Annotated in this window: 9 protein-coding genes; 2 read left to right on the top strand and 7 right to left on the bottom strand. The window is 63.6% G+C overall.

Translation table 11 applies throughout. The features are described 5' to 3' along the window. Window positions 1-27: 27 nt before the first annotated feature. The 3 genes from DN745_RS16880 to DN745_RS16870 all read right to left on the bottom strand — a co-directional run bounded on the left by DN745_RS16880 (window position 28) and on the right by DN745_RS16870 (window position 4,037). Window positions 28-1,122 carry a methyl-accepting chemotaxis protein gene (locus DN745_RS16880; protein WP_111336668.1) on the bottom strand — a complete coding sequence of 365 codons (1,095 nt, stop codon included), beginning with the start codon at window positions 1,120-1,122 and terminating at the stop codon, window positions 28-30. Window positions 1,123-1,178: 56 nt separating this feature from the next. After that, the gene (locus DN745_RS16875; protein WP_111336666.1) at window positions 1,179-1,832 is read right to left on the bottom strand and encodes a potassium channel family protein; all 654 of its coding nucleotides are present in this window, start codon (window positions 1,830-1,832) and stop codon (window positions 1,179-1,181) included. A 120-nt stretch (window positions 1,833-1,952) separates the two neighbouring features. Further along, a complete protein-coding gene (locus DN745_RS16870) occupies window positions 1,953-4,037 on the bottom strand; it encodes a TrkH family potassium uptake protein (RefSeq protein ID WP_111336664.1) in 2,085 nt (694 codons plus the stop codon). A 173-nt stretch (window positions 4,038-4,210) separates the two neighbouring features. Here DN745_RS16870 and DN745_RS16865 point away from each other — a divergent pair, with 173 nt between their 5' ends. Next, window positions 4,211-6,067, top strand: coding sequence for an acetate/propionate family kinase (locus DN745_RS16865; protein WP_111336662.1), 1,857 nt, complete (start codon window positions 4,211-4,213; stop codon window positions 6,065-6,067). 495 nt (window positions 6,068-6,562) lie between these two features. On the opposite strand, the gene DN745_RS16860 is transcribed toward DN745_RS16865, so the two are convergent. Together DN745_RS16860 and DN745_RS16855 are read right to left on the bottom strand one after the other, a co-directional pair. Further along, window positions 6,563-6,826, bottom strand: a complete 264-nt coding sequence (locus DN745_RS16860; protein ID WP_111336660.1) for a hypothetical protein — start codon at window positions 6,824-6,826, stop codon at window positions 6,563-6,565. Then, window positions 6,802-7,701, bottom strand: a complete 900-nt coding sequence (locus DN745_RS16855) for a DMT family transporter (protein WP_204355030.1) — start codon at window positions 7,699-7,701, stop codon at window positions 6,802-6,804. Before DN745_RS16855 ends, DN745_RS16860 begins: the two co-directional genes overlap by 25 nt. Window positions 7,702-7,840: 139 nt before the next feature. On the opposite strand from DN745_RS16855, the gene DN745_RS16850 reads away from it, so the two are divergent. Continuing rightward, window positions 7,841-8,809: an ATP-grasp domain-containing protein gene (locus tag DN745_RS16850; protein WP_111336658.1), complete on the top strand. Its 969-nt coding sequence runs from the start codon at window positions 7,841-7,843 to the stop codon at window positions 8,807-8,809. 100 nt (window positions 8,810-8,909) lie between these two features. Here the strand turns inward: DN745_RS16850 and DN745_RS16845 are convergent, their stop codons facing one another. Next, window positions 8,910-9,974 carry a putative metal-binding motif-containing protein gene (locus DN745_RS16845; protein ID WP_111336656.1) on the bottom strand — a complete coding sequence of 355 codons (1,065 nt, stop codon included), beginning with the start codon at window positions 9,972-9,974 and terminating at the stop codon, window positions 8,910-8,912. A 177-nt stretch (window positions 9,975-10,151) separates the two neighbouring features. Then, complete coding sequence (locus DN745_RS19430) at window positions 10,152-12,044, bottom strand: hypothetical protein (protein WP_162687747.1); 1,893 nt, start codon at window positions 12,042-12,044, stop codon at window positions 10,152-10,154. Window positions 12,045-12,170 lie beyond the last annotated feature (126 nt).

Here is a 12,170-nt window from a genome sequence, read left to right as displayed (position 1 = left end):
AGTCGACGCGTGAATTTCAGCGGCACGCTAGACTATTGGCGGCTTGCTTGCAAGATCTTCGCGCACCAACCACCCGACGGGGCGGGATTTTTGGGCGACCAGAAGTTCGAAGATCAGCGTGCACTCGGGGCTAAATTCGATGCGATGGGTGGGCGGTGGGTCGCCGCTTTCGTAGGCGCGCATTAACTCGCGACCGCCCTTGAGAATCCAGTCGCGATGCGCCTCCAGGGCGCGCACCGCCTCGCCTTCCAGGGTACTCGCGGCGAGTAGCCCGTCGATCCCCAGCAGGGCGACGCCCTCTTTGCGCTGGGACAGCGCGCCCAGCAAAAGCTGGCGCTGCTGGCTCAGGCGCCCCTGGGCCTGGGTGCGAAGTTGTTTTTGGGCGTCGATGCCGGTGTTGAGATTCTGCGCCAGGATGCCCAATTCGTCATCATCGCTCTCTTTATAGCGCCGGTTCACCTCGCCGGCCGCGATCGCCTCGCTGATATCCTTAAATTCGGCCAGCCGCAGCAAGATATGCTGCTGGAGCGCGCGCGACAGCGCGATGAGCGAGATAAGCGCGAGCGTCACGACGATGCCAAGGCCGATGCCGTTCTGGGTGGCGGTGCTACGGGCGCGCTCGTCGGCCTTGACGATGGCCTCCTGGTTGAGGTCGAGCAGGTCGAAGATATGCCCGCGCACCACGCGTGAGTTCTGGGAAATATGGCGGTCGTAGGCGTCGAAAGGGTCGTCGGGCTGGGCGGATAGAAGGATGTCGCGCGACGCCTCATAGGCCTTGTATGCCTGGCGGATCTCTTCGATGCGCGCCGCCTCGCCGGGGACGGTGACGTTGCCCTCGGCCTCATTGAACGCGATGTCGAATTCGGCCTGGGCCTCCGAGAGGGTCTGTTGGCTGAGGTCGCGGCTCTCGGGGTGGGTTAAAAATTGGAGCGTCGCGTTATTTTGCTGGCTCAGCGCGCCGACCATATCACTGGCGGCGCTGACGCTGTGGAAGTTATTGCGCACCACGTCGCCGATGCCGTTACTCAACTGAAAGACCGCCACGCCCGCGCCGCCTGCGGTTAGTAAGATCAGCAGGACCAGGTAGCTATAGCCGAGCAGAAGTCGGGTTCGGAGGCTCATAATATTCTCGAGATCGATTCGTTTGGGTGCATCGATTTAGCCGGGCCAGACCAGGCTCAGGCCAGGGAGCCGATCTTCTTGACCGCCTCGGGCTGGCCGATGAGCACCAGAATATCCTGGGCCTCAATCTCATCGGTGGCGTGCGGGTTGACGTGGACCTCGTCGCCGCGCCGAATCGCGAGCACCGACACCCGAAAGCGCTTGCGAAGCTCCAATTCGATGAGGTTTTTGCCGACAAAAGCCTGGGGCGTCTCGACCTCGGCCAGCGTCGCGCTGCCCAGTTGCAGCTGCTCGCCGATGCTCGGCTGCGAGAGCCGGCGCGCCAGGCGAAGGCCCATCTCCTGCTCGGGATCGACGACCTCGGTCGCCCCCACGGCGTGTAAGATGCGCGCGTGCAGGGCGTTGACCGCGCGCCCGATGATGCGCGGCACGCCCATCTGGCTCAAAAGCGCGGTGGTCAGGATCGAGGCCTGCAGGGAGTTCGCGCCGATGGCGACCACGCAGCAGGAGATCTTCTCGATGCGCAGGCCGTAGAGCGCGTTCTCATCGGTGGAATCGACGCAGACCGCGGACTCAACCTCGCCCTTAATCTCCTCGATATGCTCCATATTATTGTCGATGACGAGCACCGATTGGCCCTGGTCGGCCAGATTTTTGGCCAGCGCCATGCCGAATTGGCCCAACCCGATCACTGCAAATTCACCTGCCATGCTCAACTCCTAACCCGGAAGAATAAGTGGGTTATTTCTAAGGAAACTCTTGATGGCAAACTCAGCCGCGTCGCGCAAGAAAACATCTTCTCGCAGGCCAAATTTGCTGCGCTAATCCACTCAACCGACCATGATTCGCTCGCCGGGATATTCCACCGGGCTGGGCTTTTTCTTGCCGAGCAACAGCGCCAGCGTCAGCGGACCGATGCGGCCGGTGAACATCACGAAGATGATGATGAATCGCCCCGCCGAGCTAAGCTGCGGGGTGATGCCGACCGACAGGCCGACGGTGGCCATGGCGCTGGTGACCTCGAATAAGATCGCCTCAAAGGGCAGCGGCTCGATCAGCAGCAATAAAAATACCGCGCCGCCGATGACCATCGTGGTCGCCAGGGTGATGGCGATGCTGCGGTAGACGATGTCGTGGGCGATGCTGCGCTCAAATAGGATGATGCGCGGCTTGCCGCTGGTCATCGCGCGCACCGAGGCCAAAAGCACCGCGAAGGTCGTGGTCTTGATGCCGCCGCCGGTGCCCCCGGGGGAGGCGCCGATAAACATCAACACGATCATAAAGAGCAGGCTGGCGGTGTGTAATTGGGCGAAGTCCACCGAGTTAAAGCCGGCGGTGCGAAGCGTCGCGCTCTGGAAGATCGCGTTAAAGATATGGTCCGCGACGCCGAGTCCGGCCAGAGAGTGGTTCCACTCAAGCGCCAAAAAGACCAGCGCGCCGCCCACCAGCAGCACCGACGTCATCACCAGGGCGATCTTGGACTGCACCGAGGCGCGCACCCGGCGCGGGCGCTCGGTCTTTCGCAAGATGCGCATTCGGTGGCCGCACCATTGCCAACCCCCGGCGAGCACCGGAAATCCGAAGCTGCCGAAGGTAATCAGCGTGGCGATGACCATCAGCGGGAAGGGTTCGCTCTGGAAGAGCATCAGCGAGTCGCTCTGCAGGGCAAATCCGGCGTTACAAAAGGCCGAGATCGCGTGGAAGATCCCGTGCCAGATGGCGTCGGGCGCGGCGAGGCCGTGGCGCCAGAAGCTCACGCTCAGGCAGGCCGCGCCGACGGCTTCGATGCTCAGGGTCGACAGCACGATAAAGCGGGTGAGCCGATACGCCGCGCGCGGGTCGTTCAGGTTGAGCAATTCGCCCAGGGCGCGCTCGCCGCGCAGCCCGAGCTTGCCGCCGATGGCCAGGGTGCCAAAGGTCGACAGGACCATGATGCCCAGGCCGCCGATCTGGATGAGCACGATGATGACGACGTGGCCGAAGGTCGAGAAGTCGGTGGCTGTGTCCAGCACGATGAGCCCGGTCACGCAGACCGCGCTGGTGGCGGTAAAGAGGGCGTCGACCGCGGCGATGGACACGCCGCTACTGGAGGACTGCGGGAAGCTTAAAAAGAGCGCGCCCAGCAGGATGACCGTGGCGAAGGTCGACACGATCAGGATGGCCGGATAGTTGAAGAACGCCTGGAGCAGGTCGCCAAAGAGCGGTCCGCGCGCCACCAGGATCATGAGCACGATGAGCTCACAGAGCGCGAGCATCGCCAGCGAGAACGCGAATGCCTCAAAGCCGAGCACGGCCAGCAGGGCTACCGCCGGCAAGATCGCGAGCAGCGCCGTCCAGCGTGAGCGCTCCGCGTAGAGCAGCGCCCCGAATTTTGCCGCGCCCGCCAGCGCCCCCAGGTGCAGCGCGAAGCACAGCAGCAGCACCCACAGGCTGTGGCTGAGCTCGAAGCCGACCACCGCCACGGTCAGGATGATCGCCACGATCAAAAGATGCCCGCTGGCGCGCCCGTAGCGGCGATGCCAGCGCGTCAGCGCGGGTTCGCCCTCCTGGTCAAAGCCGGCGTGGATGCCTCCCAGCGCGCTTCCGACCGGGAATAAGTAGCGCCCCAGCGTCACCAGATGCCACAGGATTAAGAGGACGCTGAGCAGCGGGTCGAAGATGACCGCCGGCACGAAGAGCCCCATATTGGCCGACCAGATCACCGGCACCAGCACGTTCACCCAGGCGCGCTCGCCCAGCCGGCCCACGACGCTCAACAGCGTCAGCATCAGCAGGGCGGCGATATAAATTTCGCCAAAGACGGTGATTTCATCGACCCGGCCCAGATACCCATTGGGCATGTCGACGGCGAAGATCCCGAAGATGGTGAGCGCGCTGGTGCCCAAAAGACGGGCGGATGTGAGGTATTGTCGCATCAGACAGTATCGTTGGAGGGCAAATTTACGAAAAAGTCGGCCCGGGAATCCGTAGCGGAGCCTCTGTGTTTATCGGCGGATGGATTCGCGCCAACTTGCCGCAGCGGCGGCCTCATGTCTACAATGCGGACGATTTCGACCTCGATTTTTCTCTAACTCTTCGGTGAAGCCTTATGAATATTCTCGTCATCAATTGCGGAAGCTCCTCGATTCGCGCGGCCGTGATTCAAAGCCGCAGCGGCAAAACCCTGGGAACCCTGCGGGTGGAGCGGCTCTGCGACGGCGTGAGCGGCTCGAATCTCAAGATTGAAATCCCGGGCAACGAGGTTGTCGAGCTCGCCTGCCCCAGCGATGAGCATGAGGGCGCGCTGAGCTTTGCGATTAAGCAATTGATGGAGAAGTTGGGGGATTCGGTGAAGATCGCCGGCGTGGGCCACCGGGTGGTGCATGGCGGGCGAAAATTCGACCGGCCGGTGGTCATCGACGCCGAGGTCGAGCAGGCCATCGAGGACATCATCCCGCTGGCGCCGCTGCACAACCCGGCCAACCTGGCGGGGATCCGCGCGGCCAAGGAGCTCTTCGGGGATCTTAAGCATATCGCGGTCTTCGACACCGCGTTTCACCGCACGCTGCCGCGGCGCGCGCGCCAATACGCCATCGACCCCCAGCTGGCCGAGAAGCACCAGATCGAGCGCTTCGGTTTTCACGGGGTGAGCCATCAATATGTGGCGCGCAAGGCTGCTGATTTCTTCAAGACCGACGAGCGTGAGCTGCGCGTGATCACGTGTCATCTGGGCAATGGGTGCAGCCTGGCGGCGGTCGAATACGGCCGCTCGATCGAGACCTCGATGGGTATGACCCCGCTGGAGGGGCTGGTGATGGGCACCCGCAGCGGCGATATCGACCCGGGCGCGCTGATCTATCTGGCGCAGCAGGAGGGATTCGATATCAACCGGGTCGACGAACTGTTGAACCGCGAGTCCGGGCTGGCGGGGCTGTCGGGCATCGGCAACGATATGCGCGATATCGAGAAGGGCGCGGCCGACGGCGACGAGCGCTGCCGGCTGGCCATTCAGGTCTTTGCCCACCGGGTGCGCAAATATATCGGCGCCTACGCCGCGGTGATGGGCGGGGTCGACGCCATCGTGTTCACCGGCGGCATCGGCGAGAACTCCGCCCTGATGCGAAGCCGCATCGGGCAGCGCCTGGAGTTTTTGGGCGCGCGCATGGATCTGGACAAAAACCGCGAGGCCAAAGTCGGCCCCGATAACCGGGTCGAGAGCATCTCGGCCGACCCGAGCCGCTGCCAATTGCTGGTGGTCGCGACCAACGAAGAGCACGGCATCGCCGAGCAGGCAGCCCAGGTGCTGGCTGGCCACCAAAAGCCGACGGCCGCCGTCGACCGCACCATCCCGATCGCGGTGTCCGCGCGCCACGTCCACCTCACCCAGGAGACCGTCGAGGCGCTCTTTGGCGAGGGCTACGAGCTCACCCCGCGCAACCCGTTGTCGCAGCCGGGGCAATTTGCCTGCGAGGAGTTGGTCACCCTGGTCGGCCCCAAAAACTCCATTGAGCGCGTGCGCATCCTGGGCCCGACTCGCTCGGCCAACCAGGTCGAGATCTCGCGCACCGACGAGTTTGCCCTTGGCGTCGACGCCCCGGTGCGCGGCTCCGGCGATATCGAGAACTCCCCGGGCATCACGCTGCGCACCGACCACGGTGAGGTCACGCTCGAGAAGGGCCTTATTTGCGCGCTTCGCCACATCCATATGACCCCCGAGGACGCCACGAATTTCGGGGTCAAAGACGGCGATATGGTCGAGATCGCGGTCACCGGCGGCGAGCGCGACCTGATCTTCGGCGACGTGCTGATCCGCGTGAGCCCCAAATACAAGCTCGAGATGCATATCGACACCGACGAGGGCAACGCCGCGCACCTGAGCCGCGACGCCCAGGGCGCGCTGCTGAGCACCGAGGCGACGGGTATTATCCGGAGCCGGCGTACGCGTTTTGATACCGCGGCGGAGTGATTTTATATCGGAGCCAGGCCCTCTGGGTCTGGTTGGGTCGGCCGTTCCGTCACGGTGCCGTTCCGTCACGGTGCCACCCACCCCGACGAGCCCGCTCCGTCACGGTGCCGCTCCGTCACGGTGCCACCCACCCCGACGAGTCCGCTCCGTCACGGTGCCACCCACCCCGACGAACCCCATCCGTCACGGTGCCACCCACCCCGACGAACCCCATCCGTCACGGTGCCACCCACCCCGACGAGCCCCATCCGTCACGGTGCCACCCACCCCGACGAGCCCCATCCGTCACGGTGCCACCCACCCCGACGAGCCCCATCCGTCACGGTGCCACCCACCCCGACGAGCCCCATCCGTCACGGTGCCACCCACCCCGACGAGCCCCATCCGTCACGGTGCCACCCACCCCGACGAGCCCCATCCGTCACGGTGCCACCCACCCCGACGAGCCCCATCCGTCTGCCTCCAAACCCCACCGAACGTGCCTTCAGAGCGATTTTACGCGACCAAAATCACGTCGCGCGTCATTTTCGAAGCATCGAGCTGCCAAAAAATCACGTCGCGCGTCATTTTCGAGGCATCGAGCTGCCAAAAAATCACGTGCCACGTCATTTTCGAGGCATCGAGCTGCCAAAAAACCACGTCGCACGTCATTTTCGAGGCATCGAGCTGCCAAAAAGCCACGTTGAACGTGTTTTTGGGGGGAGCCCCCCCGCCTCGCTGCGCGCCAGACCGCGCTAGCCCGCCCGCCGGCTGCGCCACCTCGCCACGCCCACGGTGCTCGCCAGGATCAGCAACGCCCCGGCGATGCTCAGCGGGTCGGGGAATTCCTGGAAGAGCAGCATGCCCCACACGAACGCGAAGACCACCTGTAGGTAGCTGATGGAGGTGGCGCGCCCGGCGGGCTCCAGGCTTAGGCCGCGGGTCATGGCGACCTGGGCGATAAACGTGACCAGGCCGAGCGCGGCGAGCATGGGCCACTCCCAGCCGACGGGGATGAGGAATCCCGGGATGGCGAAGGGGATCGAGGCGGGTGCGGCGACCAGGGGGAAATAGAAGACGATGGTCATATTATCGTCGGTCTCGCGCAGCTTTCGCACGCTGACGTAGGCGACCGCCGAGAGGATGGCGCCGGCCATGCCGACGCCGACCGCGAAGAGGTTCAGCGCGCCCTCGCCGCCGAATATAAAGGAGGGCTGGGCCACCAGGACCACGCCCAGCAGGCTCACGGCGATGCCGATGATATCGGGCCAGCCGATGGCTTCTTTGAGGAAGATGGCCGCCAAAATCCCGGTGAAGACCGGGTTGATATACATAATCAGGGTGGCGTCGGCTAAGGGGAGCTCGGTGAGCGCGTAGTAGAAGCAGCTCAGCGCGGCGAAGCCCGACAGGCCGCGCAAAAAGAGCAACGGCTTGTTATTTCCCCAGGGGCTCACGCCGGCGCGCCGGATCATCAGCCAGGCGAAGAGCAGCAGCATAAAGCTTCGCGCCAGCACGATCTCGTTGCTCGGCAGTCGCTCGCCGAGCACCTTCACGAGGACGCCCATCAGGCTGAAGAAGAACGCGCTGGCGGCCATATAGCGCAGGCCAACGGAGAAGAGAGGGGCGGTCGAATTTTGGGGGGTTTCTTGGGTCATGGCGCCTGCGGCTATAGCCAATTTTGGCGCGCGGGTCGATGGGGGAAATGGGGCGGGGGTGTCAGCGGGCGCGGGGTGCCTAAGTTGAAGGCATGACAGGCCAGCGAGATCATCACAAACACGGACTGGGGATAATTGGATGAGCCAGGAGCTAGCAGCCAATCGGGTGTTCGGGCCGGGGAGCGCCATCGGGATCGTCGGCTCGGGGCCGCAGGCCAGGATGAGCGCGATGGCGGCGGCGTCGCTGGGGTATCGGGTGCATCTCTTGAGCTCGGGGCCCCATACTCCGGCCGCCCAGGTCTGCGCGCACCCGATGGTGGGGGATTGGCGAGACGAGCGGGTGCTGGAGGCATTCGCCAGCTCGGTGGACCTGCTGCTCTTTGCGGGGGAGGACGCCGAGCGCCAGGCCGGCGACGCCGAGCGCCTTGAGCATCTGGCGGCGCTGCGCGCGCTGCACCCCAGCGTGGGGCTGCTCAATCAAACCCGGGGCGGCGAGGGGCTGCAGCGGGCGCTTAAAGCGGTGGGGGTGGGCTTGGCGCAGCAGAACGGGCAGGCGTATCGCGACGAGATCTCGGTGCTCGTGGCGCGAAACGCCGACGGCCAAATCGCGATCTATGACCCGGCGTTGACCCATCGCATCGAGGGGATGCTCGACACCACGCAGGTGCCGGCGCCGCTGGAGTCGCAGGTCAGCGAGCGGGCGATCCAGATCGCGCGCTCGCTGGCCAGGGAGCTCGATTTGGTCGGGCTGCTCGCCGTGGAGATGGCGGTCGACGAGGACGCGCAGCTCTGGGTGCGCCGGCTCGTCCCGCGGGCGTCTGCCGCCGGATATTGGACGCTAAGCGTGTGCTTGACCGATCAATTCGAGCAATGGATCCGCGCGGTCTGCAACCTCCCGCTGGGCTCGCCAAGGCGTCACTCGGACGCGAACGCCCAGAGCCTGATCGGGCCGATCGGGCACCGCTGGGCGCAGGTGCTGCGCGAAGATCCCGAGGCCCAGCTCTTCCTCTACGGCGACCCGCAGCCCACGCCCGGCAGCGAGAGCGGGCATATCACCCGCCTCTTTTTGCGCTCGGCGCCCGACTATAGTTTTTTGGGGGCGAGGTAGCCGGCGCGCGAGCTTCAGCGGCACAAAAAAAAGACCCCTGAGCGCGTGGCGCCAGGGGTCCAAAACATGGTGGGTGAGACCGTATTTTTAGTGGCTGATTTTAGCGGTTCGGCGTACTCGCCGCGCCCCAGAAGCTCTTGTCCGGGAAGGTGTGAATCAGGCTGCCGGTGCCGTCTCTCTGGTTGATCTCGATGAGCTGCCCGTTGCTATTGAGCCCGTAGAGCGTGCCCCATGCGGCGGTGAGCGAGTAGACCTTCTCGAAGCCGATGGCGCCCATTTCGCCGACCGGGGTGCCCGCGCCGGTGTCCTTGGACAGCTCGACCAGCGTGTCCATCTGGTCCTCTTCTTTCGAGGTCATATAGAGGGTGTTGCCCTTGTCGACCACGCAATCGCCGCTCGATTTGAAATTGCCCGTTTGGCCCACGAAGGTGGCGCGCCCGCTCATCAGGTTGGCGCTATAGATCTTGTCGTCGGAGGTGATATACGCGGTGCCTTCCTGGTCGATGGCCAGTCCGTTGGAGTCGCCGATGTCTCGGCCGAAGCTGCCCTGTTTGATCCAATAGTCGCCCCAGCTATCGTAGCGATAGACGCCATCGTGCTTGATGCCGAAGAGGGTGCCGTCGGGGTGGGTGTCGATATCCTGCAGGCCCGGGACGTCGCTGACCTTGCTCAGGGTTTTGGCGAAGGGGTCGACCTTATAGAGCGCGTCGCGGGTGTGGGCGTAAAAGGTGCACTCGATGCCGCCGTTGACGGTGCCGCTGCAGTTATTGTCGAGGTTATCGCAGACCTCGTTGAGGAAGGGCGAGACGGCGGGGTTATTGTCGTCGCAGTCCATGCCGCCGCAGTCGATGGAGAGGGCGCCGTCATTGTCCTTGTCGCACTCGGCCATATCGATGACGTCTTCTTCATCGACGTCTCCGGTCGCGTCCGGGTCGCCCGAGATGTCGCCTTGCTCGTCGGTGTCGCTAAAGCCGGCGTCTTCTTCGACCGCGTTATCACGGCTCACGCAGGTGTCGTTGAGCTGGTCGTAGAGCTCATCGGCCTCGCAGACGACGCCGTTTTTACCAGCGGCGTCGTCGTCGGAGCAGGCTCCGAGTCCGGCTGCGATGAACGCAAGGGATAAGGCGAAAGCGGCGTACTTCGTCGAGCGGCGATAGTCTGTCATGCGATATCCCTTCTTAATTAAATATGCGCGTTGGGTGGGCCGACATCTCTTCGAGCTAGTCTATAGTGTTCTTCGGTTCGCGACGCAAATGAACGCGCGCGGATTCTCGCGAACCCTGCGCGCTGCTTATTATCAGAAGCACTCTAAATGCAATGGCCTAATTTCGTTCTAATGGGATTAATAGGTCGCGAAGAAGAGGGTATAGCGTGTCTCGCTGGGGGCTTCGACGATATAATAATAGAAATCCTCAGCGGTTGCTTCAAGCTCCAGGATGAGCTTGTCCCCCTCGACGGCGCCCACGCCGCGCAACCCGCCGGTCGAGCCGTAGGCGGCGAAGTAGATATCGCTGACATCGGCGCCTTGCTCAACCGCCAATTCGGCGAAGAGTTGGTCTCCCACGGCCAGAATATTGGTATACCAATCGGCGCTGGACTCGCCGCCGCAAACCGTCAAACCGGTATATTCGCCGTCGTCGATAAACGGGGCGTCGCTGGTGGAGCGGTTGGTCGAGCCGAACGTGTCGTCGTCCTCGCAGACGGGGGGCGGCTCGATGTCGGGCTCGGAGTGAAAGGCGGTCAGTTGGTAGGGCGTCTGAGAGTCGCCGCTCGGGCTCACCTTGATATACCAGGTGCTCGCCTGGGTCGGGGGCGCCTGCATCAACATATAGGCGATGCCGGAGCACTCGGAGACTTCGGCGAGCTCGACGGGGTTTTGGTCCTCGTCATAGACCGTGATGTCCATCGGATGAGTGAGCGTCTGCGTGCCCGCGGCGCCGGTGAGCGAATAGGTCATATAGACCTCGGCCAGCTCGCCCGCCGGCACGGTGACCTTGTGGTAATCGTCGGCGCCCGCGCAGGTCAGATAGTCGACCCACTCGGTGCCCGAGACCTCGGCGGCGTTGGCGAAGCTCGTCCCCGATGTGCTGTCATCGGCGCAATAATTGGTGTCGGGGGAGTGGGCGACGAAGCTATAATAGTGATTGGCCGGGGCGCAGACGAACGTGTCGTCCGCGTTGGCGTCTGCGGTCGAGTCGAAGGCGCAGATCGTATAATAAACGATCTCGTACTCGCCCTCTTGGAGCAGCAGATTTGGAATCCCCGCGCGCATCAACCCTGCGCCGACCTTCATGTCGATCGACTCCATGTCGACCTCGTATTGCATGGGGTTGATGGTGGACCAGAAGAGCATGCCCTGGTCGTATTTTTGGGCGCCTTCGGGCGACAGGTACGCCTCTAGCTCGTAGTCGTCGACGGTGCGCTGGGCGGAGGGGGCGGCGTGGGTGATGAGCTGGGTGTCGTCGCAGGTGGAGCCGCCGGGCGTGGGCGAGGTCGGGTCGTTATTTCCGGGGTCGCCGCCGGTGGAGCTCTGAAGGATGATCGTGACTTTTTGTTTGACCGGCGCGCCCTGGTTATCCTCGGCGACGAAGGTCGCGGAGTGCACGCGCTGCGAGATCTGAGCGACGGTTGGGGTCCAGGTGAAGGTGCCGACTTTGGCGTCGGTTTGCTCGAAGGTTGCGCCCTCGGGGGCGGTCTCGGCCGGCATCGACAAAAAGACCTGGGCGGAGTCGTCGTCGCGCACCTTGACCTCGAAGGTCAGCGCCTGGCCGCTGCGCGGGTTGAATAATTTGCTCGAGGGCGACGCGAAGCTCGGCGTGCCGTTTCCGGCCAAAATATTCAGGTGGACGACGCGCTCGGAGCGCCCGCCGCGGTCATCTTCGACCACGAAGACCAGCTTTTTCCCCTCGCCGCCGGTGACGTCACTGGCGATGGGATCCCAGCTCAACAGCGCCGAGTTCGGGAAGGTCTGCAGCTCGGCGCGCTCGGGCAACCCCTGCACGCTAAACGTCAGCGGGTCGCTGTCCGGGTCTTCGGCGCTGGCTCGAATTTGGATAAGATCGCCAATGACATAGCTCTCCTGCGCCCCGACATCCAGGGTGAGCGTGGGGGCCTGGTTGACCTCGGTCTCGGTGTCGCCGCAAGCGGTGAGCGCAATCGCCGCGCCGAGAATCAGTGCGCCCCACACGCCGCGCAGCGAATGGGTCGAAAGATGACGTTGATCAGGGCTTCTCATTGGCATTCCATTGTTCAAAATTGGGCTAAATCGTGACTCTATTTGCCACTCAATCGAAAAAATAGCAAATCGGCGCGGGTTCCCTCGACGATTTCGCCATCTTCTTGAACCCAGCCCATCTTATTG

It is taken from the genome of Bradymonas sediminis (genome assembly GCF_003258315.1).
GTDB classification, from domain to species: domain Bacteria; phylum Myxococcota_A; class Bradymonadia; order Bradymonadales; family Bradymonadaceae; genus Bradymonas; species Bradymonas sediminis.
The sequence above is the reverse complement of the archived record's forward strand: the minus strand, read 5'-3'. Positions and strand labels throughout refer to the sequence as shown.